Source organism: Novosphingobium sp. BL-S-32 (assembly GCF_056857055.1).
Window position 1 is genome coordinate 1,026,751 of sequence record NZ_CM166477.1, and the last position, 26,785, is coordinate 1,053,535.

Consider the following 26,785-nt stretch of genomic DNA (forward strand, 5'->3'; position numbering starts at 1 on the left):
AAAAGGGGGAAACATGCGCAAGTTCGGACTGACGGTTCTGGCTGCGGCCGGGGCCATGGCCGCTATCTCATCTGCCGCTCAAGCCCAGCAAGAGCAGGTCATCACGGTACCGGGCTTCGCGGATTTCCTGGCGGTTGACGGAAAGACCGTCTGGGCCACGAACAAGGGCCGGGTCGAACGCTGGTCTCGCGAAAGTAAGCTCGCGGAGGTCGCGATGGCCCACCCTTGCGGCGCCATGGCTATCGCGGATGGTTCCCTGTGGGTTGCCGATTGCAAGGAAGGCACGCTCAACCGGATCGACATCCGCACCGCGAAACTCACTGCAGCCATCGCCACCGGCATTGCCAATCCCAAAGGCGAACTCAATGTCGTTGCGGGCGCCGGGTCGATCTGGGTCGCAAGCGACGCGGGCGGCAAGATCGCGCGGGTCGATCCTGCCAGCAATAGCGTGACGGCTTCGGTTACCGTCGATCCGGGCACCTGGTATCTGGCGTTCGGGTTTGGATCGTTGTGGGCGGTCAGTGCCGAGCAGCAATCGTTGCAACGCATCGATCCCAAGACGAACAGCGTGATCGGCAAGACACCTTTGGCGCGGGAGCCGGGCTTTCTTGCCGCCGGGGCGGGCGGCGTCTGGGTCCAGGAACAGGGGGACGGCACCGTGGCCCGTATTGATCCCCACACTGGCGAACTCTCCGGACGGATCAAGGTGGGCGAGAACCTGAAATGGGGCGATATCGACACTGGCAGCGGCAAAGTCTGGCTGCGCACCACAGACGATCAGGTCTTCGTGGTAATCGATCCCAAGACGATGGGCGTCGATAAGCGCATGGGCAAGGCGGCGGGAAGCGGTGCGCTGCGCTATACGCACCACGGCCTTTGGACGACCGCCCATGACGAGCACACCCTGACATGGTGGCCGAAGTCCGCGCTGAAGGCGAAAAGCGACGCCGGTAGCTGATCGCCTACGGAATATACTGATATAAAAAACTTAAACGAACGCCCGATCCGTGGAAACGGACCGGGCGTTCGGGCTTGGGATGATGCGAGGGGCATAGCGGGATGGCCTATAATTCCGCTTTCTACATAAATTGCGTCTATGCTTTCGGAGCAATGTCGGGCTACTGCGGGTGCAGGCTTTGCCTTGATGGGGACATGCAAGCAGATGAGCGAACGAACGCCGTTGATCGACGAGAAGTTCGCGAAGCGTGTCGATTGGAACCTGCTCCGGACATTCGTCGATATCGTCCGCGCCGGGGGCATCGGGGCGGCGGCAAGGCAACTCAACAAGCAGCAACCGAGCATTAGCGCTGCGCTCAAGCGGCTGGAAGATCAGGTCGGCGCAACCCTGCTGCATCGCTCCGCGACGGGCGTGGAGATGACGAGCGCGGGCAAGGCGATGATGGCGCTGTGCGAGGACATGCTGGAATCCGCCCGCCTGATGCCGCACCAGATCGCACAGGCGACACGGCGGGTTGAAGGCATCGTCCGCATCCAGATGGTCTCGGGCGTCGTTTCCCGTGAATTCGACGAGGCTATCGCCAGTTTTCACCGCCGCAATCCCGACATTCATATCCAGATCCGCGTCTCGCCCTGGCGTCAGGTGCTGGATGCGCTGGAGCGCGGTGAAGTGGAAGTGGGTGTCGGATACGACGGCGGCGTTCGTGGCAGCCTTGTCTACGAGCCGCTGTTCGTGGAGCGGCAGCAACTCTACTGCGCGCGCAGCCATCCGCTTTTCGGTTATCGCGTTACTCAGTTGAAGGAACTGATCGGCGAAGGCTTCGTGCTTACGGGTGAGCAGGAGATCGAAGCCATCACGCAGCTTCGTCGCCGCTACCGACTGGGCGGCAAAGTGACGGGACTGGTGGAGGATACCGGCGAAGCCCGCCGTCTTGTCGTCAATGGCGTCGGCATCGGTTTTCTGCCCGTGCATGCGGTTCAGGCCGAAGTGGAGAGAGGCCTGCTGTGGCCGCTGCTTCCCGCGGAATTCGAGCCCTCTTACGACATCTTCCTTCTAGCCCGGTCCGAACCCGCGCGCGACACGGCCACGCAGCTTTTCATTGATGAGGTGTTCCGGCGCATCCGTGCGCTGCACAGGTCATAGTCCCAATCTATGCCTTTCATCGAAAATTTGCCTCTGCCTTCATCACCTGTCCAAGCCCAGTTTCGGATCGGGCAAGGTGAGGGTTTTGAATGGGGCCGAAAACAAATTTCCAGCCAGCGCGCAAATCCGGCGTCGCGGCGATTGGCGTCAAGCTGTTCAGGGCGATCCTCGAAAGCGTTGAAGCGCGGGCTCAGGCGGTTGGGGGCGTGCCGAACCGGCGTGTTTCGCCCAGTGCCGAACAGGGCGCGGGCAAGCTCGATGGCCTTTCAACACATTGAAGATCCGATACTATCTCGGCACGCGGGCGATAGCGCTGAGCGCAGCGGTCTGGACCGCGACCTTCGCGCCTTGCGCTGTGGCCGCGCCGCAGGCTGAAACGCGGCTGGTCTCGTGCGGCGGAGCAAGTTGCCTGCTCATTTCCGGCCATCGGGCCGACCCGGCATCCACGGTTCGCATCAACGGGCACGAGGTACCTGTCCAGGGGCAAAATGCCTGGAGAGTTCGCCTGCCGGTTGAGACCGTTCGGGAATGGTCCCTGCCGATGGCCCGGGCGATCGACGTCACGGTCGGCGAAACCGAAGTTGCGAGCGCGCGCGTCGATCTACCGATTGGATTGCTGGGTCATTCCACGGACCTTGCATCGCTGGTTATCGGCAGTCCATAGTCCCGATTTGAGGCCCGTCAGTAGATAATCCAACGGTTCATTGTCAGTTTCCCTGCTGAACGCTATGAAAGCGAGGTCGCCGGAGAGCGATCGTCGATATGTGTTCAGGAGAAGATGATGAAGATCGGTGTAATGGTCTTGGCCTCTTTCGCTTTCGCCACGGCCGCTTCTGCGGCCCCCGCGCAAAATCCTTTCGCTCAGGATAGCGCTGTCTTGCAGCTCAAGGGGCTCGACCTTGCCACGGTCGACGGCCAGCAGCGACTGGCCATCCGCATGGATCAGGCCGCCCGCGCCGTCTGCGGCGACCGACTGGCGAACATCCATCTCGCTGCCGAGGAGAAGGCGCGTGAGTGCCGGACGGCGGTGATTGCGGACATCCGCACAAAGATCGAATCGCGCACGGCAGAGGCTTCGGGCGCCGCTCCGGTCCAACTTGCCTCGGCACGATAACCAGAGCCTTTAACAGGCAGGTTACACAAGCACCGGGCAGCCGGAAACGGTTGCCCGGTGCTTGCCCTGCCGATTCCAAATTCTGACAAAGTACCGGGGGCCGGGTTTATCGCCGGTCGGCCGACAGACCCGTCTAATTACTGCGCATACGCGGGCAGGCCGGGTCTTTAATAGCGATGAAACAATCCGTACTCGTTTGTCGAGCAACTTCAATTTTATGCCCCGGCCCGGGCTGAAATCGGCAACGTATTGCCTCGATCTCTGCGCTATGAGACAAAGGACTATCGTTCGATTCGGCTAACATATCCGATTTTCGGGAATTTTCCTGCTCGCAGCGGCTTTATCAACGACAGCCTCGGGCAGGGATAAAGGAACTTCGTCATACCGGCGAAGCCTCAGTCCGAACGTCATGGGGAGGTTTTTATGTCGTCTCCGTCTGCATATGATCTCCCCAGAGAATTGCGCTGACCATGCTTGCTGCCACGGCGGCCAATCCGATTCGGGGAATGGGGCTCAAGCGGAGCCGAGAGGGTCACCTGAGACATAATTGCACGATATACTAGACCGTGTTGAGGCTTTGTTAAGGAAAGCTCTCGTGCGCCAGAAGTATACATCGTTCTCTAATCTGATAAATGCCGGCCGTCTGGCAGCGATGGCCTGTATTATTCTTACTCAGGCGTGTTCCAACGAAACGGCTCCCAGCCCGCCGCCAACTCCGGTCAAGGTTCTGACGGTCGGTCGATCGTCGGCGGCGAATGCCATCGAATTGCCGGGCCGGGTGGAAGCCGTTCGATCGGCGCAGGTCCGCGCCCGCGTCGATGGCATCGTCCTGCGGCGGTTCTATCAGGAAGGCTCGGATGTCGCAGCCGGCGCCGCGCTGTTCCAGATCGATCCCGGCGATGTGCAGGCTCAATTGAGACAGGCCAACGCGGGATTGACGCGCGCGCTCGCTGCCCGATCGGATGCGGCGCAGGTCGTGAAGCGCTTTTCCTCTCTGATCGGGAGGCAGGCGATCAGCGAACTGGAATATGAAAGCGCGCGGAACAACTTGCGGCAGGCCGAAGCGGGCGTTCAAGACGCGCGCGCGGCGCTCGACCGTTCGAAGCTCGCCGCGAGCTATGCGACAGTGCGCGCCCCGATTGCCGGCCGGGTAGGTCGCGCGGAAGTGAGCGAGGGCGCCCTCGTCAGTGCCGGAGCGGGTACGTTGATGACGCAGGTCGATCAACTTTCCCAAGTCTATGTCGTATTCACGAAGTCCAGCTCCGATCTGCTCGATCTGGCGCGCATGACGCGTTCCGGCGAAGTCCGTCTCCCCGACTTGCGCAATATCGAAGTCCGCCTGACTACGGAGAATGGGCAGGACTACGGCGTCGTCGGCCACCTCGATTACGCGGGTCTGGTCGTACAGCCGGGCACCGGAAGCCAGGCATTGCGGGCGGTATTTCCCAACCCGCACCGGGACCTTCTGCCCGGCCAGTTCGTGCGCGGCGTCCTGCAGGCGGGAACCTTCGTGAATGTGCTCTCTGTGCCGGAACGCGCGGTCATGATCGGCGCCGGAGACACCAGCGTGATCGTCGTCGGCACAGACAACGTGGCGGAGCGTAGGCTCGTCACGCTCGGTGAATCGCATGACGGAATGTGGATAGTTCGTTCGGGATTGAAGGCGGGCGAGCGGATCGTGGTGGAAGGGTGGCAAACCGTCGTGCCGGGCCAGAAGGTTGCGCCACAGCCCTTCAAACCGGCCCAGCAGCCGGCGCAACAGGCAAGCAGCGAGGGATGAACCGCTTCTTCGTCTATCACCCGGTCTTCGCCTGGGTGATCGCCATTTTCGCCCTGCTGTTCGGCGGGATTGCCATCGCCAATCTGCCGATCGAGATGTTTCCGAATATCGCGCCCCCTTCGGTCAGCATCTCCACCGCCTTGCCCGGCGCCGATGCGGTCACGCTTGACCGGACAGTGACATCGGTCATCGAGCGCGAGATGAATGCGGTCGACAATTTCCTCTACATGTCCTCGACCAGCCGCTCCAACGGCACCGCGCAGGTCACCGTGACCTTCCAACCAGGCACCTCGCTCGACGTGGCGGTTTCGCAGGTTCAGGACCGTCTGGCGCGGGTGGATTCACGCCTTCCCGAGGACGTTCGCCGCGCTGGTGTGCGGGTGACTTCGTCCTCGTCCGGATTTCTGATGATGGTCGCGCTGCGGTCGAAGTCCGGGGTAACGTCGCGGGCCCAATTGGGGAACTACGCGAGCAACAACATTGTCGAGGAACTGCGCCGCGTTCCCGGCGTCGGCGATGTGCAGCTGTTCGGTTCGGCCTATGCCATGCGCATCTGGCTCGACCGTGATAAGCTCGCCGGATACGGGCTGACCCCGGCGGAAGTCTTGCAGGCGGTGCGTGAGCAGAACAGCCAGACGGCTGCCGGCACGCTGGGCGCGCGGCCAACCGCATCGGCGGCGGATCTCAATGTCCAGATCATCACGCAGAGCCGCTTTTCCACGCCTCAGCAGTTCCGGGAAATCATCGTCGCGTCCAATCCCGACGGTTCGACTGTTCGCCTCGGCGACGTCGCCCGCGTGGAACTGGGCGAGGACAGCTATGCCATGCATGCCACGCTGAACGGGCAGGAAATGGTCGGGATCGGCGTGCAGCTCGCCTCCGGCGCCAGCGCGCTGTCGACGGCGTCCGGCGTGCGCGCGCGCCTGGATGAGCTGGAGCGCAGTTTCCCTCCGGACATCGCGTGGGAGACGCCGTTCGATTCCACGCCGTTCATCGTCCGCTCCGTGAACAACGTGATGCGCACGATGATCGAGACGCTGCTGCTGGTCTCGGCCTTCGTCTACCTGTTTCTCCAGCGTTGGCGCGCGATCGTGGTGCCCACGCTGATCGTGCCGATTGCGCTGGTGGGCACATGCCTCGGCCTGCTGCTGTTCGGGATGTCGCTCAACTTGCTTTCGCTGTTCGCGATGGTGGTGGCGATCGGTATCCTGAATGACGACGCCATCGTCATCGTCGAGAATGTCGAACGCATCATGCGCGAGGAGGGCCTCGACCCGCGCGAGGCGACGGCCAAGGCGATGGGGCAGATTACCGGGGCAATCATCGCGACTACACTTGTACTGGTGGCCGTGTTCATCCCGATGGCGTTCTTTCCGGGGGCGAGCGGCGGGGTTTATCGCCAGTTTTCGGTCACCCTCACCATTTCGATGATCGTTTCGACAGTGCTTTCGCTGACGCTCGCGCCGGCGCTGTGCGGCAGCATTCTGCGACCACCGCCCGAGAAAACGGAAGTGAATGATCGGCCGCGTAGCCTGCCTGCACGGTTCTTCGATCGCTTCAACCGCGGTCTGGAAAACACAACCGGGCATTATGTCGGCGCGGTGGAGACCATGCTTCGCTCTCCGGTGCGCTGGTTTGTCGTGTTTCTCGGGATCTGCCTTGTGACATGGCTGCTGTTCGCGCGGTTGCCGGGGGGCTTCCTGCCGACGGAGGACCAGGGCTCGATCATGATCGGCTACAACGCCGCGCCCGGCGCCACGATGGCGCGCACAGAAGGTGCCGTGCGGCAGGCCGAAGGCTTCCTTCTCAAGCAGCCCCAGGTGCGCAACGTCGTTTCGATCTACGGCTTCAGCCTGTTCGGACAGGGAGAGGGCGCGGCGATGTCCTTCGTGGACCTGAAGCCGTGGGAAGAGCGCCCCGGGGCGGACAATTCCGCTGGCGCCCTCGCAGCGCGCGCGAACCGGGCATTCTTCACCATTCCCGAGGCGACGATGTTCGCTTTCGAACCGCCGCCGATCTCGGCGCTGGGCAATGCCACCGGCTTTTCCATGCGGGTTCAGGATCGCATCGGCACTGGCGACAATCTTGCTAGCCGTGCGCATGCGATCATTGCCGAGGCGGCCAAGAGCCCGATACTGGCCGGGGTCCGGTTCGAAACCCAGCCTTCGCGGCCCCAGCTCTATCTCGACCTGGATCGGGTCAAGGCGCGGGCGCTGGGTTTGCAGATCGGCCAGATCAATCAGGCCCTGAGCGTCACGTTCGGCTCCGCCTATGCGAACGATTTCATGCATGACGGCACGGTTCTGCGCGTGATCGTGCAGGGCGAGGCTTCGCAGCGGATGGAGCCCAGCGACATCGCCGCCCTGCGGGTCCGCAACGACCGGGGCGAGATGGTGCCGTTCAGCGCGTTCAGCACCATGCATTGGACTGCCGGTCCGGCGCAGCTTGAACGCTACAACGGGTTCCCGGCGGTGGCGATTTCCGGCCAGCCGGCTCCCGGCCATTCCAGCGGCGCCGCTCTGAACGAGATGGAGCGGATCGCCCGGGAGGTGCTGCCGCCCGGCTATGGCTATGAATGGACCGGCACTGCCTTCGAGGAACGTCAGGCCAGCGGCCAGATCGGCGCCTTGCTTGGGCTTTCGCTGATCGTCGTCTTCCTGTTGCTGTCGGCGCTGTATGAGAGCTGGTCCATTCCGCTGGCGGTGCTCATGGTCGTTCCGCTGGGCGTACTGGGTGCGGTGCTCTTCACCCTTGCGCGCGGCATGATGGCGGACGTCTATTTCAACGTCGGCCTCGTGGCGATTATCGGGTTGGCGGCGAAGAACGCGATCCTGATCGTGCAGTTTGCGCTCGACGAAGAGTCGCAAGGAAAGACGGCGAGCGAGGCGGTCAGCCTCGCCGCGCGGCAACGACTGAGGCCGATCCTTATGACCAGCCTGACATTCGTGATCGGCATGCTGCCGCTGGCTATCGCCGTGGGCGCCGGCGCGGCCAGTCGCCGTGCCGTGGGGACCGGCGTGATGGGAAGCATGCTCACGGCGACGGTGCTTGGCATCTTCTTCACGCCGCTGTTCTTCGTATCGGCGCGCAGATGGCTGGGCGCGCGGCGTGAGGAGCCCAAGCCCGGTGCCAAGCCCGATCAGGCCGAGGAAAGCTAGACGTGCGCCGGCTCGCCCTTACCCTGCCGCCACTTTGCCTGCTTGCCGTGCTGGCGGGATGCAACATGGCGCCGGCCTATGTCCAGCCGGAGCCGCCGGTTCCGCCCGCCTATCCGGAAACCACGCCGGTTGCGGGCGAGCAGGCCAGTGCGATTTCGTGGCACAGCTTCTTCGGCGATCCCCAGCTTCAGGCTTATATTGGCTCGGCGCTCGATCGAAATCGCGATCTTGCCGCCGCTGCCGCGCGCATCGCGCAGGCCGAGGCACAATACCGGGTTCAGGCGTCGGCACGGCTGCCCAATGTCGACAGCGGCGCGAGTGCCGGACGGACGCGAACACCGACCGCCATCGGGCCGCAGACGATCAGCGCCTTTCAGGTCCAGTTCGTTGTCTCCAGCTTCGAACTCGATCTGTGGGGGAGGGTGGCCAATCTCACGGAGGCGGCGCGGCGGAATTATCTGGCGACCGTCGATGTGCAACGCGCCTTGCGCCTCTCGCTCATCCGTGACGTGGCAACCGTATACTACGCTATTCGCGCGGGCGAGGCGGGGATCGACGTTGCCCAGCGCACGCTCGCCAGCCGCCAGAAGTCCGGAGAGATCGCCAAGCTGCGTCTGGATGCGGGCGTCACGTCGAAGGTCGATTATCAGCAAGCGATGATCCTGATCACGCAGGCGCAGACGCAACTGGCGGACTTGCAGCGCACGACGGATCAGCAGCGGAACCTCCTCCTGCTTCTGGTTGGGGGCCCCATGGCGCAGCCGCTTCCCAGTGGATACGGCATCAACGATGCGCATCAGATGACGTCGCTGGACGCCGGGCTGCCGTCAACGCTACTGACGCTTCGCCCGGACATTCTGGCGGCGGAAGAACAGCTTCGCGGCGCCAATGCCAATATCGGCGCGGCGCGCGCGGCATTTTTCCCGACCATTTCCCTCACCGGCATGGCCGGATTCCTCTCTCCCCAACTCGGCAACCTGTTCAACGGAGACAGCGGCACCTGGACCTTCGGTGCCGGAGCGGCCCTTCCGCTGTTCGACTTCGGACGGCGCCGCGCCCAGCTCGAACAAAGCAAGGCGCGCCGGGACGAACTCGTTGCGACCTATCAACGCACCGTGCAGCAGGCCTTCCGCGAGGTGTCCGATGGGCTGGTGGGCCGCCAGCGCCTCCAGGAACAGATCGCCGCCCAGCAGCGCGCGGTTCAGGATCAGCGGATTTTGGCCGAAACGGCCGAGCTTCGCTACAGCAGCGGCGTATCGGTCTACCTTGAGGTGCTCGACGCCGAGCGCAATCTCTTCACGGCGGAACAGCAACTGATCCTGCTTCGTGCGGCGGCGTTGCAAAACGATGTGGCACTCTACGCGGCGCTGGGCGGCGGCAGCCTCTGACGTCGTGCGCGCCTGACGGTCTCGCACAATTGCTATCGGCGCAACAAAATTGCGCTTCCGTTTAAGACGTAAACCAGTGCGGCAGGAACGAGGACTTTTCCCGTTCGTTTCCAGTTTATGAAAGCTCTGACCCCGGCAGATCGTGTCTCGTTTCTCCATGCGCGCCGGGATCTTAAGATGGCGCGATCCGCTCACGCCTTTGTCAGAGGCAATACGGCGCGATTTTACGAGTGGCTGGCCGATTCCCCAGTCGCCCGGATCATCCCGGAAGGCCCGCCGATCTGGATCTGCGGCGATTGCCACCTCGGCAACCTCGGCCCTATTGCGGATAGCAATGGTAACGTCGCCATCCAGATCCGCGATCTCGATCAGGCTGTGATCGGAAATCCGGCCCATGACCTTATTCGACTTGGCCTCTCTCTCGCGACCGCGGCGCGCGGCTCGGATTTGCCCGGTGTCGTTACTGCCCGGATGATCGAGGAGATGGTTCAGGGTTATGAAGAAGCCTTCGCTTCGGTTGCCGAACCGGCTGGCGGCGCGGACGGTAATAGCGCGGAGCCTCAGGCCGTGCGCACGGTGCGGCGCCGGGCGCTGGGCCGCAAGTGGCGCCATCTTGCGAGAGAGCGGCTGGAAGATGTCGAGCCCGCGATCCCGATCGGCAAGCGCTTCTGGCCGGTGGATATCGCGGAGCGGGCCGCACTGCGCGAGGTCATAACCCATCCACCCGTGAGCCGAATGATCCTTTCGCTGGATCGGAAGGGAGAAAATCGCACGCCGATCATGGCGGATGCAGCCTATTGGATGAAAGGGTGCAGTTCGCTTGGGCTGATGCGGTTCGCCATTATCGTCGCCATGAAAGGGGACGAGGGCACGGAATACGCCCTCGTCGACATGAAGGAGGCGGTCGAGCCTGTCGCTCCGGCCGCTGCCGGAGTGACGATGCCCGCCGACCCTGCCGAGCGGGTACTCACAGCCGCCTTGGCCCTCTCGCCCTATCTGGGCGAACGCATCGCGGCGACGAAACTTCTGGGTCACTCGATGTTCGTACGGGAACTTATGCCGCAGGATCTCAAGATCGAAGTCGACCAATTCTCGCACGGAGAAGCGCTGAAAGCGGCGCGCTATCTTTCCGGTGTCGTGGGAAAAGCGCATGCCCGGCAAATGGATCCACCCACGCGGCGCGCATGGGTCGAGGCGATGGAGAAGGGGCACTCGTCCGGCCTTGATGCACCGTCCTGGCTGTGGCGATCGGTGGTCGCGCTCGCGGCAAGGCATGAGGCGGGCTATCTTGAGCATTGTCGCATCTACGCCATGATGCAGTGACCGCGTGCTGGAACCATGGGTTCGATGGCCCTGGAAATCATTTCCCTTGGAACCCGATCTTCGTTTCCGTGTTCGGCGGATTGAGAGTCAGGAGCAAACGCATGCCGAAATTCACATTCGAAACGCCGGATGGTGACGAAGTCCAGGTGAACTCGGTCGACGTGGTCGATCTGACGGAAGGGCGCGACGATCAGATTACGGTCATCGAGATGGAAGACGGCGACGAAATCACTGTCGTGGCGACGCGTCAGGAGGTCGTGACCCATCTCGATCTGGACCCTCTGAAGTTTCTGTCGGGCGAGTACGATGCGGACGAATTGTCCGAAGATTTCGATCCGGACGACTACGAAGACGAATGATTGAGGAGCATCTGTTTGCGTTGCCGGATCGGGGAGATGGCCGGTGCCGTAAAATTCGCTTTCAGCGAATTTCCAAACAACGCCCTTAGCCCGGAAGCGGTATGGCTTGCGGTTTGGGGCCCCACGACGCCAGCACGCGGGCGCACCGCCGCGTGAGCGGGCGCTCGACCATGAAGTAGAGTGCCATGCCTGCGGCGATGCTCAGCGTCACATAGAACACAATGGCAAGCGGTGGGCTTTCCAGACCCAGCGCTCTGCCCCCCAGTCGGCTTGCCACGCCGAACAGCAGCGGGTGGACAAGGTATAGGCTGAACGAGGCATCTCCTGTCAGAACCAGCCAGGCCGGTACCGGGATGGTACTCGGGGCTAGGATCGCGAAGGCGGCGACAATGGCCGCATCCACCGGCAAGCCCACGCGCTTCCAGACCAGTTCGCTCCCAGGGGCGATAAGGAGTTGCTGCATGGCCCCGATGATGGCGACGCCGCAGAGCATCAGCAGCAGGGGACGATGGACCCGCAGCCACGGCGCGCCCCGACGCACCACGGCGATGCCAATGCCCAGCAGGAACGGCAGCAGCAGCGGCGCCGTCCAGAACTCAAGGACGCTGCGCGCATCCCGGTGGTCCCAGACGGGGTGAAGCATTTGCCCGATGGCCAGTAGCACGGCCAGTGCCATGCACAGGATCGCCAGCCCCCTCCGCATGAACAGGGCGGCGGTGAAGAGGACGTAGAAGAACATCTCGTAGTTCAGCGTCCAGCCCACGCCCAGCACCGGCAGCATCAACCGTCCGGCAGCGGCGTGAGGGATGAACAGCAGGGTTTGCACGAAATAGCCCATGTCCAGTGGCCGCGCGTCCTTCACCACGATCGCGGCGGCGACCAGAGTCATCAGCCAATAGAGCGGCACCACGCGAGCGATACGGCGGCGCAGGAAATTGGCGGGCGCGCCGCTTTCGCCGAAGCCATCGCGCGCGACGTGGACCATGATGAAGCCGCTGATGGTGAAGAACATCAGCACGCCCATCGAACCCAGCAATTCGAAGTCTGACAACGGAAACCCGAGCGAGCCGAAACCGACGGCCCATGCCGCTCCGTGTGAGATGACCACGAACACAGCGGCTAAGGCCCTCGCTCCCTGGACCACGTTCAAGTGCTTCATGACATAGGGTCGCCCTTTGTAGGTAACTCGGTCGGATTAATTTTACCCGGGCAAGGCGGTCATGGCATTGGCAGAACCCTGTAGGGGCAAGTCTGGACTGGGGCTTTCGTCTAGGGGCGGCTTTCTGCCGCGCACGGAAAGGCTTGCTAGACCTATGTGTGCGTTTCGGGAGACAGGGGCAATTTTGCCCATCAACCCGTCCGCGGCGGTTTGGCGAGGATGTCGAGCAATGCGGCGTCGAATGATTCGGGCTGTTCGTACATCGCCCAATGTCCCGCGTTTGCTATGACCCGGAAGTCGGCGTTCGGATGCACCGATCGCAGCGCCGCTTCCTGCACGGCAGGCGCGGGGTGAGGCAGGTCCCACTCGCCCCAGATGGCGTCTACCGGCCCCCGCACTTGCGGCAATATCCGCAAGAGCCGATCGGGCAGGACCAGCGGCGGCACGTGCAGGCGCGCGGCCTTGGCGGTGGGGAGCAGCATGTGAATGGCCAGGTCGTCCGCGCTGTCAGGATGGTGGAGCATCAGCCCGAGCAGGTTTGCCTTCAGGGCAGCCCGCCGATCCTCTCCGGTCAGCCCGCTGATCCGGCCGAGGCGGGGGTGCCCCAACGGTGTGCCAAGCCCGCCGCAACCAACGATCACCAGCCGCCGCGCAACAGACGGGTGAAGTGCAGCCAGATGTGCCAGCACCACTCCCCCAAAGGAAAAGCCGCAAAGATCGACCGGTAGTTCGCCGGATGCGAGAATGGTCTCAAGCCCCCGTGCCAGTGCCGCTGACAAGGCAGCATGCTCGGTCTCTCCGGGCATGGCGGAATCGCCGTGTCCGGGCAGGTCCGGGACGATCAGCCGGCGGTGCTGCGCCAGATGCTCAATATTGCGCACCCAGTGAGTCCAGGATCCCTGCGCACCGTGAGCAAGCACGAGGGGCTTACCCTCTCCCCAGATCCGCCAGACCATTGTCCCGTCACCGCAGGGCGTCTCCCTCCGATCGGCGTTCGCCTCCAAGCGCGCCAGATAGCTGGCGGGATCTGCATTCTGCAGAGCGATATCTCCATTCACGAGGCGGCTTTGCTCCTGCTGCACGGTCCATCTCCCTCCCGCATCCCGGGCGAGACTGGCCAGATCGCAGAGCGCTGTCCAGAACGACGATCCGTCGCGGGATGGATCATCCCACGCGCGATTGGCCGGGAAGAGTGGGCGTAAATGGCTCCAGGTTAGCGTCGCAGGCTTGCATGGATGCTTCGTCGGCGCCAATCAGCCTCAATGCGCATTGCTCTTTTTGAACCCGAAATTGCCGGAAACGTCGGCGCCATTCTCCGGCTTGGTGCCTGTCTGGGCGCGGATGTGGACCTTATCGAGCCGATGGGCTTCGAGTGGGACGACCGCCGGGTACGGCGGGCCGCCATGGACTATATCGATCACGTCACCATTACCCGGCATGCCGACTTCGATGCTTTCAGGAGTGCCATCGGTTCGCGGCGGCTCGTGCTGTTCACGACGAAGAGCACGCAATCGGCCTATGAGTTCGATTTCACGGCAGACGATGTGCTGCTTTTCGGAAAGGAAAGCGCGGGGGTGCCGGCTGCCGTTGCGGACATATGCGACGCACGGATCCGCATTCCGCTGCGGCCGCAGGTGCGTTCGTTGAACCTTGCCACCTCGGCGGCCTTGGCGCTGGGGGAAGCCTTGCGCCAAACCGGTACTTTGCCGAGCGCATGAGTTGGCGCCGCGTGTAGTTTTCTGACGGGGCGGGCGAGAGTTCAAGAGCCAACCTCCCAAATCCGCTCAGGCTGAGCCTGTCGAAGCCTCCGAGGTCAGGGCGCGAGCTTCCATCCTTCGACAAGCTCGGCCCAAGCGGGGTGCAGGAGAGGGCAAACCGCAACTTGGGCCGGTATCGCTTGTTTAGCCACCAGGGAACGTGGCAGATTGCACGTCCGGCCAAGGAGAGGGAAATGACTGCACCTCGCGAAAGCAAGACGGCGATCGGTGGGCACACGCTTCACCCGGATACCCTGATGCTGAACTACGGTTACGATCCTCTCCTGTCGGAAGGGGCGGTCAAGCCTCCGGTCTTTCTCACCTCGACATTCGTTTTTCCAACTGCGGAAGACGGGCGCGACTTCTTCGACTATGTGGCGGGCCGCAAGGAGCCGCCGCCGGGACAGGGGCGCGGGCTGGTCTACTCGCGCTTCAACCATCCCAACAGCGAGATCGTCGAGGATCGCATGGCGGTCTACGAAGGCGCGGAGGCCGGGGTGGTCTTCTCGTCGGGGATGGGAGCCATCACGACGACAGTGCTGACTTTCGCAAGGCCCGGCGATGTAATCCTGCACTCGCAGCCGCTGTACGGCGGAACCGAAACGCTGCTGGCGAAGACTTTCGCGAACTTCGGCATCAAGGCCGTCGGATTCAGCGATGGGCTTGATGAAGACGCGGTGGCAATTGCGGCGAAACAGGCTGTCGCACAGGGCCGGGTGTCGCTCGTACTGGTCGAAACGCCCGCCAATCCCACCAACAGTCTTGTCGATATCGCGATGCTGAAGCGTCTGTGCGAAGATATCGAGCGCATGCAGGGGCACCGGCCGCTGCTGGTCTGTGACAATACGCTGCTGGGTCCGGTCTTCCAGCATCCGCTGCGGCTGGGTGCCGATATTTCGCTCTATTCCCTCACCAAGTATGTCGGTGGCCACTCCGATCTTGTTGCCGGTGCGGCGCTGGGATCGGCCAAGCTCATGCGCGAGGTGCGGCTGCTGCGCAGTGCCATCGGGACGCAGCTGGATCCGCACAGTTGTTGGATGCTCGGGCGCTCGCTTGAGACGCTGGGCTTGAGGATGGAGCGCGCCAATTCGAACGCGGCGGCGGCCGCGAATTTCCTGCAGGCTCATGCGAAAGTCGAGGGGTTGGCCTATCCGCCGTTCTATCCGGAGCGTTCGCGGCAGGCGGAGGTCTTTGCCGCGCAGTGCACGGGGGCCGGATCGACCTTCGCTTTCGACATTGCAGGTGGGCAGCCCGCTGCGTTCCGCTTCCTGAACGCGCTTCAGATATTCAAGCTGGCAGTGAGTCTCGGCGGCACGGAATCGCTCGCCAGCCATCCGGCGACGACGACCCATTCAGGCGTTCCGGCCGAAGTTCGCGACCGGATCGGTGTGTTGCAATCCACCATTCGCCTGTCGATCGGCATAGAGCATCCGGACGACATCGTGGCCGATCTCGCTCAGGCGCTGGAGGCCAGTTGAACTCGCTTGGCCATGCCTGAAACGCAATAGCCTTCGCCGGCAACGCGAGCCTCATCTGGATGTTGGCCGCCACGAAGCAGACCTTTTTAGATACGCCATACTTGGGAGGCGGGCGACCGCTGGTTCGAGGGTCGCCCGCCGCCGGATCAGTTGTTGGCGATTGCCGGTTTGTCTTCGCTTGCCGCCACCGTTTCGGGATTAGCGGCTGGAACGGCAATCTCGGCCGCGATTTTCGGCGCTGTTTTCTTTGCCGCCTTCACGCTCGTCGAAGCAGTCTTCGGGGCGGATGCTTTGGCAGGCGTCGACTTCGCCTTCTTGGCGTCTGCGGCTTTCGGCTTCGCGGCGGACTTGGTAGCGGCAGTGGGCGCTTTCACCGGCTTGGCGGCCGCGGTGGTGGTTGCCTTTGCCGCGGGCTTCGTGGACGACTTGGCCTTTGCGTCCGAAGCGGGTGCACTGGTCTGGGCGCCGCTTTCAGTCGCAATCTTGGGGCGCGCCATGCGGCGCTCCTTCTTCGCGCCTGCATCGGCCGTCTTCCGGGCGGTGGGCTCGCTCGCCGGGCTGCCCGACGCTGCGGGAGTGGAGACGGCCTTCGCGGCAGTCAGCTTGGGCTTCCTGCCGCTGGCGGCGACCTTGGCGGTCACTTTCTTGGCCGGGGCTTTCGGCGTCTTCGGAGCCGGCTTTTCGGCCGCCTTGGCGGTCACGGCCTTCGCGGCGGCAACTTTAGGCGTTGCCGCTGCGGCCTTCGGCGCCTTGGCGCTGGGCTTTGCTGCGTTTGAAGGCGGCGCAACTTGCGGCGAACGGCTTCCAAGGCCCAGCTTCTTGGCAAGGCTGCGGCGCTGTTCGGAGTAAGTTGCAGCAACCATTGGATAGTCTGCGGGCAGCTTGTAGCGGTCCTTGTACTGCTCCGGCGTCAGTCCGTTGTTGGAAAGATGACGCTTCAAGGTTCTATAGGGTTTGCCATCGAGAAGACTGATGATGTGGTCTCGCGAGGCCAGGCTTTCTTCCACCGAAACGGCGGGCGTGAAATCGGGAGCGACTTCAGGTTCGGGCGTTGCAGAACCCGACAGCGCGGTCCTTGTCGCCTCGATCAGCCCCGGCAGATCGCTGCTGGGCACACTGTTGTTGGTGAAATAGGCGCTGAGGAGTTCTACTGTAAGTCGGGCGAGTTCTGGCTGGGCGTTGTCGGACATCTGTTCTTCTCCCGAATGGAGCCTGAGGCTGAATTGTCCAATCCTCTTTAGACGCCATGAAGTAAAGCAATATCTAACATTCGCTCTCGGTTGTCCGCGCTCACCGTCCCAGGCAGCTCACGCCGGATCCGGCTGGGAGGAGCGTTGATCCTTTCACGAACGGTTTAAGGAAAGCGGGTCTCTGCGGCGGCATTTACAGCTGCCGCACCGATTATACGGAGCCAGCCGATGCTTTGCTCCGTCCTGCAATCGTCCAATATTTGAAAAAGAAGGCCCCGCTCTGCAGTGCGGCAGGGCGGGGCCGGAGGGGATGCCCGGTTCGATCCGGGTCGACTCTCACCTCGATGGCAAGACATGGGGTAAATGCGCGCGGGGGTAGTGCGCCTTTGCGATCGAAGTGGCCGCCACTGATGTCGCGGTCGGGATACCATAGGCCAGAATCGTCGGAACCGATGTAAAGCAGTGTAAAATCGGCACTTCAAAGATTGCCATTTGCTACGGGATTTCGGTTAGCTGGCCGTGGCCCGAATTTACATTTGGGCCGGTATCGTGAGCCCAATCGGAATTGAAATGAAATCACATCTTCGGACGATATCGTTGGGACTGGCAGGATTGTTGGCCGGATGTGCAAGCGTTCCGCCCCTGACGCTACATTCTGCCAGAACGATGCCGCAAGGCGGCACGATAGAGCTTGTCGGAAACGGGAACGTGGACAATGCGTGGCAGACGGCGGTTCTTGCCGGGCTTGCCTCGCATGGCTTTGTCCGTTCCGATCACGGGCGTTACCTTGTCCAGTTGACCGCCTCGGACCTTCCCGGAAAGACCGGACTTCTTGCGCCGGAAGATAGCGGCGAAGCAAAAGCGGAATGGCTTGTCGCCCCCAGTCGGTCCCGCGCGATAGGGACGCGGGTTGTTACTCTGGTGATGTCTGATGCCGCCACCGGGCGCGAGGTCTACAGGATCGTCGCACAGCAGCCGCAGCGGATCGGAAAGCCCGACACCGCCGACAGGCTCTCCCGCGCTTTGCTGACAGAACTGGACGGCGCGGCATCTTCGCGGCACGCCGGAGAGGGAGGGTAAGGCAGTCGATCCGCCCCCGGGCCTGTCAGTCGGCGAGGGGCAGGATCAGCGTAAACGTCGCTCCCTGGCCCGTGTCGCTTGTGCAGCGGATTTCGCCGTCGTGACGAACCAGAACCGTATGGACGAAGCTGAGGCCGAGGCCGACACCGTCCGCTCTCCGGCCGGCGCCAAGCGCCCCGCGATGGAAGCGTTCGAAGATCCTGAGCTTCTGCTCTTCGTCCAGACCGGGACCTTCGTCTGAGATGGTGCATATCGCCCTCGGCTCAACGTCCGCGCCATGTTCCAGGCTGGTGGTGCAGCGGATCCGGCTTCCGGAAGGGCTATACTTGATCGCGTTCTCAAGAATGTTGATGAGGGCGCGGGTGATAAGCGATCGCTCCACGCGCACGATCAGCCGGTCTGCCATGTCGCAAGTATCGATCGAGATGGATTTGGCCATCAACTGAGGCCAGAGGTCATCGGTGGCATCGATCACCATGTCGCCAAGGGCGACCTCTTCCAGCGCGTACTCGAGGCTTTCGGCGCGGGCGAGCTGCACGAAACCATCGGCCAGACCCAGCGTGCGCTCGGCATAGTGGCGAATTCTTCGCGCTTCCTCAGGAGCGATGTTTTCCGCCGGCGCGGTGTCCAGAACCGCAAGGATCGAGGCTTGCGGCGAGCGCATGTCGTGGGTCAGAAGCTCAAGAATATCGTCGCGTTGGCGCTGCGCGGCCCGGGCTTCGCTCACGTCCATGAACTGGACGATCCAGCCGACGAAATTGCCGCCAACCGACCGCTGCGGCGCGAAGCGGATCGTGAAGAAGTGGCCGTCGCTTGTCATCGCATCGAAACTCTGGGCGCCGTGTTCCGCCGAGGTCGGAAAGCTCAGCGGTTCTCGCGAGCCGATTTTTCGGAAACGCGTGAGCAGCGCGATGGCATTGCCCGAGCCATGGGGACGAACGTGCTCTTCGCCGAACAGTGCCGTGGCCGATGTATTGGCGAGCAGGATATCGCCTTTGCCGTTCGTCACCAGCGTTGCGTCGGGCAACTGGTCGAGCCGATCCGCGACGAAATGTTTCATGTCGCGGTTGCTGGTGATCGCCGCCGTGAGCAGGGCAATCGTCGAGAGAAGCGGCTGTCGCGGCGCCTTTGCAGCAGAGGGCATGAAGATCGTGGAATCGGCCTCCAGCCGCAGAAGTTCGCCGTGCATGAACTGCTGCGTGATGGCGAGTTGCCGCCAGCCCCAGATCGGATAGGCGATGCACAAGGCCAGAATGCCGCTTCCAGGAGGAAGCCAGAGGCGCTGGAAAAGCAGCAGCGCGCTCGTGGCGGCGAGCATCACGACCGTTGCAGCCGCAAGGCTGAACAAGGGTGTCAGCCGGGGAAACGGCCCCATCGCCAGCATCAGGAGCCAGACGGGCACGACGGCAAAGGCGATGCGCAGGCCTGTCCCGGCCCTCGATATCATCCTGCGGTCGAGCAGGGCGCGCAGGAACTGGGCATTGATCTCCAGCCCGGACATCGTGCCAAGGCCGGGCACCGCATAGCGTGGGCCGATCCCGGCGGCGGTTATCCCTACCAGAACGAGTTTGCCGGCCAGCATTTGCGCGGGGACCTCGCCGTTGAGGATCGAGGAGGCACTGATATGAGGCGGAGGCCCGTCCTTCGTATAGGGTATCAATCGCGCCCGAACGGGAGGCCCCGAACGGCCTTCGACGGCTTGGTGGACGACGTCCATCAGATGCATCTGCGTGGGCGGCGATCCTATCCCGGTGGGGGCCGAGCGCATCACGCCGTCCGGATCGACGAGGTAGTCGGTGAACCCCATCCCGGCGGCCGCTCTGCGAACGGGCGCTATGGGCGCGACAATGCCGGGCGGCGAAGCGCGCATGTTCACGAAATAGGGCAGGAAGACGTCTCCCGCGCCCGCGATCGCATCCCCCAGTTTGATATCGTCGGCCGCCGCACTGGGCTCGGTAAACAGCGTGTCGTAGACGATGGCGCGGGGGGCGGAGCGACCGATCCGCGCGATCAGATCGGCGTGAACGGCGCGGCTCCACGGCCACCGCCCGACTTCGGCCAGGCTGGCATCGTCGATCTCGACAAGGGCGATATTGCTGTCCGGAGCGCTGCGGTCGAATTGCAGCAGGTGATCGTACACGGCATTGTCCATGCGCGACAATGCGTCGCCCAGCGTGAGAAGCGCAGCCAGCAGACTGACGAGGATCGCAATGATCCACCATTCGGTCTTGAGGTGCCGTCCCAGATTCACTTCGTGTTCCCGACCCGCAGTTCGTTGGTCGGCGACCATTTCGTGTAGATCCTGCTGCCGGCGGCCTCAATGCTCATGACCCGCCAGTAATAGGTGCCGCCGGGAAGATCGGTGATGACGAAGGATGAGCCCGCAAGGCCGGTCTCGTCCACGACCGGGGACGAGCCGTCGGCGTTGTGCGAAAGCTGGAAGCGGAAGTGCGCCCCGGTCAGGTCCGGCGCCTGCCAGCGGAACAGGAACTGCCGATATCTGCCCGCGCGGCTCTGTTCGAGGCTGGTGCGCAGGCGATTGAGCCGCCGCTCGAAGCTATAGACCGAAGGCTTGCCCTCAAGGCCGTTCGCATCGATCCCCGCCATGCGCACGAAGTATGTACCGTTCGGCAGGCTCGGCAATTCGGCTTGCGGGGTATCGGCAAAGGCTTCGTCGATCACGTCGAGGAAGCCCGCATCGCGCGCAAGCTGGAAACGATAGCGGATGGCCCCGGTGAGGGGCTTCACGGCGAAAGCAAGCCGTTCTTCGTCCTGAACCTTGTCCGGCGTGACCAGATCCGGCGCGGCGAGCAGGGGCACTGGTGCAGGGAGTTGGTCATTGGTGCCGAAACCGGCTTCCACGAACTGCTCCGTCTCGCGGTCCTCGCGGAAGGCGACTTTGCCCTCCGTCACTTCGATATGCGAGCTTTCGTTGCCGGGCTCGTAACTCAGGCGGAACTGCGTGCCGCGCACGGATGTCATGGCGCGGGGTGTGAGGAACTGGAACGTGCTCTGCGGATCGGTCATCGGCGTCACTATGCCCGCCGCCTGCCCCTTCTGGATCACGAACTGGCGCTCGACCGATTCCGCCAACAGGGTCCGCCGCAGCATCTGGACACGAACGCGTGTTCCGGAGGGGAGGGACACCGTGGTGTTGTCCGGCAGGCGCAGCGACACGAAAGACCTGTCCCCGGTCTCGACCAGATCGCCTTCATGAACTTTCAGCCCGATCGCGGCGCTTCTCGTGCCTACCAGAACCGAACCTTTGTAGTTCTGCACCACGGCCTCGATAGGTTCGCGCCTCAGCAGTGAGCGGGGTATCTTCAGGACTTTGCCCACCGGCATCCGACGCGGATTGGAGACCCGGTTAAGCTTCTGGACGACTACATAGCCGCCGCGATCTGCGAAATAGCGTTGTGCCAGATCGTAAAGCGTGTCGTTCCTGTTCACGCTATATGTGACGTAAGAAGGAGCTTCGGCGCTGACGCCGGCGCAGCAGGCAAGCAACATTGCGCCAAGGGAGGCGCGAAAGACATGTGCAGGGGTCAAGTCAGGACTTCCAGGCGATAACCGTAGGAATAGATCGGCGTCAGCTTGAAGCCGTTCGCCGGGCGCAAGTTCAGCTTGGTGCGGACATTCGAAATGTGCGCGTCAAGCGTTCGGGTCGGCAGGTCCGGCTTCACGCCCCAGATCGTTTCTAGCAGATAGGCGCGGGAAAGCGCACGGTTCAGGTTCCGGAACAACAGGGTGGCAAGGGCATGCTCCTTGGCGGTAACCGCGACGGGCTCGCCCTGGAATTCGATGGTCTCCGCCCGGCTGTCGAACTGGTAGGGGCCGAAAACCTCGATATTGCTGGACGGGGAGGGGTAGACCCGCCGTGCCACGGCATTGACCCGGGCCAGCAGCACGGCGGCCGACACCGGCTTGATGACGTAATCGTCCGCTCCGGCGGACAATCCGGCAACGATATCTTCCTCTGCCGACCGGCTCGTGAGCATCAGCGAAGGCGGCCGGGTATCGAGATTGTCGCGCATCCAGTCCAGGATCTGAAGCCCGGACATGCCTGGCACGTTCCAGTCCAGAATGAGCATGTCGAAAGTTTCACGGTAGAGATGGTGCAGAAGCTTCTGGCCATCCGTGAACATCACGCAGCTATGGTCGCTCGCCGACAGCGATTTTTCAACATAGCCCGCAAGGGCCAGATCGTCCTCCAGAATTGCAATCCGCATGTACGCTCCGCCGCAGGCAATCATGGATCCCGAAGTGCCATACCAGCGGAACCGTTCATGGATAGCAGGCCACGGGCCACTTTTTACAACGTTTTACAAGTCAGGACGATTTTGCACTCCTTTACATGACATCGGCGCTTTCCAGAACCATGGAAGAATCCGGCACGATCAAGCGTGGCGAGATTGGGGAATGATGGTGAAAGCCGCATGCGCGCAGGAAGGTGCCTATCCGTTCGGAGCGCCGCCCTTGGCCAGACGCCCGGATGACCGTTTCGATAGCGCGCCGGGTATGGGGCAGACGGTGGGCCGGTACTTCGACGCGGTTCCCTTCGCGCTCTGCATTCTCGACCGCGCCCGGCATGTCCTGTTCGTGAACGAGCAAATGGCACAGATCGCGGGCTATCCGGTGATCGATCTGGACGGTTACTGCGTCACCGCTCTGCTTCCCGATCTCCGGCCGATCCTTGAGAAGCGCTATCGGCTGGCCGGAAGTCGCCAGCCTTTGCCGGACCTCAGGATCTCCTGGCGTGGCAGCGAGTACATGCTGACTTTCAACGCCACATACGATCGCGGCGGCGAACTGGCTGAGATGATGATCGGGGCCATCGACATCACGCGCGAAGCCCGGATCGAGCAAGGGCTGAGGCGATCCCGGCGCAGGTTGCTGGCCTCGCTGCGTACCGACCATCTCACCGGCCTGCTGAACCGTAGAGGGTTGGAGACGGCAGTCCGCCGGGGCCTGCGGTGCGGAGCAAGGGAGCGGCGCCCGGTTGGCCTGCTCGTGGCCGATATCGATTGCTTCAAGGCCTACAACGACCGCTTCGGGCATGTGACGGGCGATACCTGCCTCATGGCGGTTGCGCAGATCATCGGCGGCCACGGCGCCCGGGCCGGTGGGGCAGTCGGCCGATACGGCGGCGAGGAATTCGTGGTCCTGCTGCCGGATGCGGACGGCGATGCGGCGGTCGCATTCGCGGAAAGCTGCCGGGCGGCGATCGAGGCTCTCGCCATCGCGCATCCGGATAGTCCGGCGGGCCGCGTCACGGTCAGCATTGGCGTCACGGTTGCGTCCGCTGAGCGCGGCGGGAAGGTCGACTCCAGCGTCGTATCCCACTGTATAGGCACGGCGGATTCCGCGCTCTATCGTGCCAAGGAACAGGGCCGCAACGCGGTGAGATTTCAGGCCTTGCCGTAGTCTGCCGCTATCGCGTCAGGAACATTGCGGCGATGCAGTGCTGTCCCGGCGCGATCATTCGCCGGCTGCACCGGCGTTATTACCTGGCCATGGAACGGGCGCTGCGATCCGTTCCGACGTGCGCACCGCGCGCAGCACGAAGTTGACGTAGAAGGCGCTCAGCTCATCGCGAGAAATGATGCCAGCGGCACTGATCGTCGCGCGGTCATCGTGGATGTACCAATCCGCAGCGGTGTTGAGCATGCGAATGATCGTCGTGAGCGTCAGGAAGATATTGATGTCGGCCCTGAAATAGCCCTGTTCGATACCCTGCTCAAGAATAGCCCGCCAGACCAGATAGTGATCCCGGCGGGCTGCCACGACGTAATCGAAATCGGGGTTGCTCCGGTAATAGGCGCGCTCCTGATGGAGGATGGCATGCACCTCCTGATCGGTCGTCCTCTCCTTCACATCGAAATAGATGAGCGCGACAAGGCTTGTCTCCGGATCGGTTTGGCGCTGCTGGATCTCCTGCGCACCATCGCGCAGCCGGTTGACCACATCGCGCACGATTTCGTGGAGCATCTGCTCCTTGTTCGCGAAGTGATAGTAAAGGCTGCCTGCGAGCAAACCGGCATCGTCGGCAAGCTGGCGCACCGTCGTGGATTCGAAGCCTGACGCGGCAAAGCGATGCCGCGCCGCCAAAAGAATGCGCTCCCGGCGGTCAGTTCCCTTTTCGGTGGATGCGCCCGGAACCGGTCTCTTTCCGGCTCTGGTGCTCACGATCGGGCCCTGCGGCGGGACATCGAATCGCAGGTGCGACGGGGCGGGAAAGCCGGACGATTGATCATTGCGACACTCCTAGAGACCGGCTGCCGCGTGGGCAAATTCCCGGTATTTCCCGCATCAAGCATGTCCTAAAAACAGACTATATCAAAAACCAAACAAATGTTAGATTGATTCGCAAATCCGCAAAAACAGGAACTGGAGCCGGAGAGGGATGACCGAGGTATTTTCCGGAATTCGCATCATCGAATTGGCCCAATACGTGTTCGTTCCCGCCGCCGGGGCGCTGCTGGCCGATCACGGCGCCGAGGTCATCCACGTCGAGACGGTCGATGGTGGCGATCCTTACCGCACACTGAAAATCGGCGACGGGCGCGAGACCGGCTCGGCCAATCTTTCGCTGGAGCAGAACAATCGCGGCAAGAAATCGATCGCAATCGACCTGAAAACGGAGAGCGGCCGGGAAGCCCTGTTGCGACTGATCGACACGGCCGACGTGTTCCTGACCAGCTTGCGCCCCAAGGCGATCAAGTCGCTGCGCCTGACGCCGGAGGATCTCCAGGCTCGCAATCCGAAGCTCATCTATGTTCGCGGCAACGGCGTGGGTTTCAAGGGAAACGAAATCGACAAGGCCGGTTACGATTCAACCGCCTTCTGGGCGCGTGGCGGTTTCGCCCACGTGCTTCGGCCCAGGGAAATGAGCGAACCGGTCAAGCCGCGCCCGGCGCTGGGCGATCACGTCAGCGCCATTTCGGTGGCTTACGGGATAGCTGGCGCGCTCTTCAAGCGGGCGATGACCGGCGAGGCCGCCGTCGTCGACGTATCCCTGCTGTCTACAGCGGTGTGGTCACTTTCGGCCGATGTCGTCGTCAGCCAGACCAGAACGCCCGAGCAGCACGCCCATGTCGGCGATCCCGTGCGGGCGCCCCTGCGCTATACCTACAAAACCGCCGACGGTCGCTTTGTCCAACTGATGTTCCTCGACCCAGATCGCTATTGGCCGGCGCTTTGCAACAACATCGATCGTTCCGATCTGTTGCAGGACGCCCGGTTCATCTCGAATGCGGGCCGTGCCGACCATGGTGCCGCACTAATTGCGGAAATTCAGGCAACGATCGGTTCGCGAAACTGGGAAGACTGGAAGCCGATCTTCGATGCCTGGGACGCGCCGTGGGAACTGGTGCGCACTATTCACGATGTCACGACGGATCCGCAAGTCGAAGCCAATGGGCTGCTGTTCCCGATTGCGGTGCGAGATGGAACCAGCGTCAAGCTTGCGGCCGGTCCGGTCGGGTTTGATGGTCGTTATGCGCCGAAGGAGCCAGTGCGGGCACCGCTGCTTGGCGAGCATACGGAAGAACTTCTGGCGGGGGCAGGGTATTCCCGCGAGGCGATCGCCGAACTGCTTCAGAACTCCGTGGTCGGTTGACCCGAATTCTTCGCACCAACCTTTCTAAATAAGGAGCCGATGCCATGACTATCCTGGAAGAGGCGAATGCCAATCGCGAGATCGAAGCGGCCCCGCGCGTAGTAGACTACGTCGTCGATGCGGACGTGCATGTCACACCGCCGCCAACCATGTGGAAGGAGTATCTATCTCCCGAATTCCGAGATCAGGCACCGACCGTCGAAACCGTGGGCGACGTCGATTATGTCGTATTCGAGGGGCAGCGCAGGCAAGTTCACCTCATGCAGAGCCAGGCCGGACGAAAGACCGAGGAATACAAGAACGTCGGCAAGTTCTCCGACATGCGGCTGGGCGGTTGGCAGGCCGAAAAACGCATCGAGGACATGGACCGGGACGGCATGGACAAGGCCGTTCTATTCGGCGGCGGTCCGCTGCAAACGGGCAATCTCGACCTGTTTTTCGACAGCTTCGACGCGTTCAATCGCTGGCAGTCCGACTTCTGCGCCTATGATCGCAAGCGGCTTTTCTCCGCCGCCTTCCTGCCGACCGTGGATGTGTCCACTACGGTACGGATGATGCACGAGGCCCGGAAGCGCGGCGACGTTGCGGTGAACATCCCGGCCTTTCCCCAGTCGATCAGGAACTTCACCAAGATGAGTTCGATCTGGCAGGCGATGACCGGCGATTCCGGCGGCGATCGCCAGTATCGCGACGCCGAGTTCGATCCGATCTGGGCGACCGCTCAGGAACTCGACCTAGCCATCACCTTCCACCTTGGCGCGCGGGTTTCACGGTACAAGGACAAGACCAATTTCCTGCCCGACATCCCGATGGGGAAGACTGCGATGCTCGAAGTGGTCAGCATCATGCTCTATGGCGGCGTCTTTGATCGCTTTCCCAAGCTGCGCATCGGCCTGATCGAGAGCGGCGTGGGCTGGATCCCATGGGCCTGCGAATACATGGACCGCACCTGGGAGATGCAGCGCCACTGGACCGAGTGCACCATCAAGCATCCGCCCAGCCATTACTTCGATCAGAATGTCTACGCGTCGTTCATATCCGATCGGATCGGCATCGAACTGCGGCACAAGTCGGGCTGCAAGAACATCATGTGGTCATCAGATTATCCGCACTCGGAGACCACTTTCCCTCACAGCCATGCGGTGATCGAAGAGAACTTCCGGGGCGTACCCAAGGCCGAGCGCGACTGGATCGTGGCCGGCTGCGCGGAGAAATTTTTCGGGATCGGTTAGCCGACGGCAGGGCGTCACCGCGCAAACAAGGTCTTTTCATATCCCCCC

The 26,785-nt window shown here is 62.6% G+C and carries 23 protein-coding genes; 16 read left to right on the forward strand and 7 right to left on the reverse strand.

The genetic code is table 11. From position 1 onward, the window contains the following. Positions 1-13 precede the first annotated feature (13 nt). The 10 genes from AC1VVK_RS21160 to AC1VVK_RS21205 all read left to right on the forward strand — a co-directional run bounded on the left by AC1VVK_RS21160 (position 14) and on the right by AC1VVK_RS21205 (position 11,223). Complete coding sequence (locus tag AC1VVK_RS21160; protein ID WP_482906710.1) at positions 14-958, forward strand: Vgb family protein; 945 nt, start codon at positions 14-16, stop codon at positions 956-958. Positions 959-1,162: 204 nt separating this feature from the next. Continuing rightward, positions 1,163-2,101, forward strand: a complete 939-nt coding sequence (locus AC1VVK_RS21165) for a LysR family transcriptional regulator (protein WP_482906711.1) — start codon at positions 1,163-1,165, stop codon at positions 2,099-2,101. Positions 2,102-2,190: 89 nt separating this feature from the next. Beyond that, entirely contained in the window at positions 2,191-2,379 is a 189-nt protein-coding gene (locus AC1VVK_RS21170; RefSeq protein ID WP_482906712.1) for a hypothetical protein, read from the forward strand. Then, the gene (locus AC1VVK_RS21175) at positions 2,376-2,765 is read left to right on the forward strand and encodes a hypothetical protein (protein ID WP_482906713.1); all 390 of its coding nucleotides are present in this window, start codon (positions 2,376-2,378) and stop codon (positions 2,763-2,765) included. The genes AC1VVK_RS21170 and AC1VVK_RS21175 overlap by 4 nt, the downstream gene beginning before the upstream one ends. 117 nt (positions 2,766-2,882) lie before the next feature. Beyond that, complete coding sequence (locus tag AC1VVK_RS21180) at positions 2,883-3,215, forward strand: UrcA family protein (RefSeq protein WP_132386017.1); 333 nt, start codon at positions 2,883-2,885, stop codon at positions 3,213-3,215. A gap of 595 nt (positions 3,216-3,810) precedes the next feature. Continuing rightward, the gene (locus AC1VVK_RS21185; protein WP_482906714.1) at positions 3,811-4,995 is read left to right on the forward strand and encodes an efflux RND transporter periplasmic adaptor subunit; all 1,185 of its coding nucleotides are present in this window, start codon (positions 3,811-3,813) and stop codon (positions 4,993-4,995) included. After that, the gene (locus tag AC1VVK_RS21190) at positions 4,992-8,153 is read left to right on the forward strand and encodes a multidrug efflux RND transporter permease subunit (protein WP_482906715.1); all 3,162 of its coding nucleotides are present in this window, start codon (positions 4,992-4,994) and stop codon (positions 8,151-8,153) included. Before AC1VVK_RS21185 ends, AC1VVK_RS21190 begins: the two co-directional genes overlap by 4 nt. Positions 8,154-8,155: 2 nt before the next feature. Next, positions 8,156-9,541 carry an efflux transporter outer membrane subunit gene (locus tag AC1VVK_RS21195; RefSeq protein ID WP_482906716.1) on the forward strand — a complete coding sequence of 462 codons (1,386 nt, stop codon included), beginning with the start codon at positions 8,156-8,158 and terminating at the stop codon, positions 9,539-9,541. A gap of 177 nt (positions 9,542-9,718) precedes the next feature. Next, complete coding sequence (locus AC1VVK_RS21200) at positions 9,719-10,864, forward strand: DUF2252 family protein (protein WP_482906717.1); 1,146 nt, start codon at positions 9,719-9,721, stop codon at positions 10,862-10,864. 101 nt (positions 10,865-10,965) lie between these two features. Next, entirely contained in the window at positions 10,966-11,223 is a 258-nt protein-coding gene (locus AC1VVK_RS21205) for a hypothetical protein (RefSeq protein WP_132386021.1), read from the forward strand. A gap of 85 nt (positions 11,224-11,308) precedes the next feature. On the opposite strand, the gene AC1VVK_RS21210 is transcribed toward AC1VVK_RS21205, so the two are convergent. Continuing rightward, positions 11,309-12,382 (reverse strand): acyltransferase family protein, encoded by a 1,074-nt coding sequence (locus AC1VVK_RS21210; RefSeq protein ID WP_482906718.1) that lies wholly within the window; start codon positions 12,380-12,382, stop codon positions 11,309-11,311. 191 nt (positions 12,383-12,573) lie between these two features. Next, entirely contained in the window at positions 12,574-13,464 is an 891-nt protein-coding gene (locus tag AC1VVK_RS21215; RefSeq protein ID WP_482906719.1) for an alpha/beta fold hydrolase, read from the reverse strand. 180 nt (positions 13,465-13,644) lie between these two features. On the opposite strand from AC1VVK_RS21215, the gene AC1VVK_RS21220 reads away from it, so the two are divergent. Then, the gene (locus AC1VVK_RS21220) at positions 13,645-14,100 is read left to right on the forward strand and encodes a tRNA (cytidine(34)-2'-O)-methyltransferase (RefSeq protein WP_482906720.1); all 456 of its coding nucleotides are present in this window, start codon (positions 13,645-13,647) and stop codon (positions 14,098-14,100) included. A 233-nt stretch (positions 14,101-14,333) separates the two neighbouring features. Continuing rightward, positions 14,334-15,617 (forward strand): cystathionine gamma-synthase family protein, encoded by a 1,284-nt coding sequence (locus AC1VVK_RS21225; RefSeq protein ID WP_482906721.1) that lies wholly within the window; start codon positions 14,334-14,336, stop codon positions 15,615-15,617. A gap of 146 nt (positions 15,618-15,763) precedes the next feature. Here the strand turns inward: AC1VVK_RS21225 and AC1VVK_RS21230 are convergent, their stop codons facing one another. After that, complete coding sequence (locus AC1VVK_RS21230) at positions 15,764-16,807, reverse strand: Ros/MucR family transcriptional regulator (protein WP_482906722.1); 1,044 nt, start codon at positions 16,805-16,807, stop codon at positions 15,764-15,766. Between the two features lie 708 nt (positions 16,808-17,515). Here AC1VVK_RS21230 and AC1VVK_RS21235 point away from each other — a divergent pair. Then, positions 17,516-17,887 (forward strand): hypothetical protein, encoded by a 372-nt coding sequence (locus AC1VVK_RS21235; protein ID WP_482906723.1) that lies wholly within the window; start codon positions 17,516-17,518, stop codon positions 17,885-17,887. A 25-nt stretch (positions 17,888-17,912) separates the two neighbouring features. Here the strand turns inward: AC1VVK_RS21235 and AC1VVK_RS21240 are convergent, their stop codons facing one another. From AC1VVK_RS21240 to AC1VVK_RS21250, 3 genes are all read right to left on the reverse strand, one after another. Continuing rightward, on the reverse strand, positions 17,913-20,138 hold the full coding sequence (locus AC1VVK_RS21240) for a CHASE2 domain-containing protein (RefSeq protein WP_482906724.1): 2,226 nt from the start codon (positions 20,136-20,138) through the stop codon (positions 17,913-17,915). Continuing rightward, a complete protein-coding gene (locus AC1VVK_RS21245; RefSeq protein WP_482906725.1) occupies positions 20,135-21,337 on the reverse strand; it encodes a FecR family protein in 1,203 nt (400 codons plus the stop codon). The genes AC1VVK_RS21240 and AC1VVK_RS21245 overlap by 4 nt, the downstream gene beginning before the upstream one ends. Before the next feature lie 95 nt (positions 21,338-21,432). After that, on the reverse strand, positions 21,433-22,116 hold the full coding sequence (locus AC1VVK_RS21250) for a response regulator transcription factor (protein ID WP_482906726.1): 684 nt from the start codon (positions 22,114-22,116) through the stop codon (positions 21,433-21,435). Positions 22,117-22,306: 190 nt separating this feature from the next. On the opposite strand from AC1VVK_RS21250, the gene AC1VVK_RS21255 reads away from it, so the two are divergent. Beyond that, complete coding sequence (locus tag AC1VVK_RS21255; RefSeq protein WP_482906727.1) at positions 22,307-23,311, forward strand: GGDEF domain-containing protein; 1,005 nt, start codon at positions 22,307-22,309, stop codon at positions 23,309-23,311. A gap of 54 nt (positions 23,312-23,365) precedes the next feature. Here the strand turns inward: AC1VVK_RS21255 and AC1VVK_RS21260 are convergent, their stop codons facing one another. After that, positions 23,366-23,995 carry a TetR/AcrR family transcriptional regulator gene (locus AC1VVK_RS21260; protein WP_482906728.1) on the reverse strand — a complete coding sequence of 210 codons (630 nt, stop codon included), beginning with the start codon at positions 23,993-23,995 and terminating at the stop codon, positions 23,366-23,368. A 295-nt stretch (positions 23,996-24,290) separates the two neighbouring features. Between AC1VVK_RS21260 and AC1VVK_RS21265 the strand changes: the two genes are divergently transcribed. Beyond that, positions 24,291-25,505: a CaiB/BaiF CoA transferase family protein gene (locus AC1VVK_RS21265; RefSeq protein WP_482906729.1), complete on the forward strand. Its 1,215-nt coding sequence runs from the start codon at positions 24,291-24,293 to the stop codon at positions 25,503-25,505. Positions 25,506-25,549: 44 nt separating this feature from the next. Beyond that, a complete protein-coding gene (locus AC1VVK_RS21270; RefSeq protein ID WP_132386032.1) occupies positions 25,550-26,737 on the forward strand; it encodes an amidohydrolase family protein in 1,188 nt (395 codons plus the stop codon). Positions 26,738-26,785 lie beyond the last annotated feature (48 nt).

What these genes read in the sequence shown, in the direction of transcription:
- AC1VVK_RS21220 (WP_482906720.1), top strand. Translation starts at nt 13,645, where the DNA reads ATGCGCATTGCTCTTTTTGAACCCGAAATTGCCGGAAACGTCGGCGCC.
- AC1VVK_RS21265 (WP_482906729.1), top strand. Translation starts at nt 24,291, where the DNA reads ATGACCGAGGTATTTTCCGGAATTCGCATCATCGAATTGGCCCAATAC.
- AC1VVK_RS21160 (WP_482906710.1), top strand. Translation starts at nt 14, where the DNA reads ATGCGCAAGTTCGGACTGACGGTTCTGGCTGCGGCCGGGGCCATGGCC.
- AC1VVK_RS21170 (WP_482906712.1), top strand. Translation starts at nt 2,191, where the DNA reads ATGGGGCCGAAAACAAATTTCCAGCCAGCGCGCAAATCCGGCGTCGCG.
- AC1VVK_RS21270 (WP_132386032.1), top strand. Translation starts at nt 25,550, where the DNA reads ATGACTATCCTGGAAGAGGCGAATGCCAATCGCGAGATCGAAGCGGCC.
- AC1VVK_RS21190 (WP_482906715.1), top strand. Translation starts at nt 4,992, where the DNA reads ATGAACCGCTTCTTCGTCTATCACCCGGTCTTCGCCTGGGTGATCGCC.
- AC1VVK_RS21165 (WP_482906711.1), top strand. Translation starts at nt 1,163, where the DNA reads ATGAGCGAACGAACGCCGTTGATCGACGAGAAGTTCGCGAAGCGTGTC.
- AC1VVK_RS21210 (WP_482906718.1), bottom strand. Translation starts at nt 12,382, where the DNA reads ATGAAGCACTTGAACGTGGTCCAGGGAGCGAGGGCCTTAGCCGCTGTG.
- AC1VVK_RS21205 (WP_132386021.1), top strand. Translation starts at nt 10,966, where the DNA reads ATGCCGAAATTCACATTCGAAACGCCGGATGGTGACGAAGTCCAGGTG.
- AC1VVK_RS21255 (WP_482906727.1), top strand. Translation starts at nt 22,307, where the DNA reads ATGATGGTGAAAGCCGCATGCGCGCAGGAAGGTGCCTATCCGTTCGGA.
- AC1VVK_RS21250 (WP_482906726.1), bottom strand. Translation starts at nt 22,116, where the DNA reads ATGCGGATTGCAATTCTGGAGGACGATCTGGCCCTTGCGGGCTATGTT.
- AC1VVK_RS21180 (WP_132386017.1), top strand. Translation starts at nt 2,883, where the DNA reads ATGAAGATCGGTGTAATGGTCTTGGCCTCTTTCGCTTTCGCCACGGCC.
- AC1VVK_RS21230 (WP_482906722.1), bottom strand. Translation starts at nt 16,807, where the DNA reads ATGTCCGACAACGCCCAGCCAGAACTCGCCCGACTTACAGTAGAACTC.
- AC1VVK_RS21200 (WP_482906717.1), top strand. Translation starts at nt 9,719, where the DNA reads ATGGCGCGATCCGCTCACGCCTTTGTCAGAGGCAATACGGCGCGATTT.
- AC1VVK_RS21225 (WP_482906721.1), top strand. Translation starts at nt 14,334, where the DNA reads ATGACTGCACCTCGCGAAAGCAAGACGGCGATCGGTGGGCACACGCTT.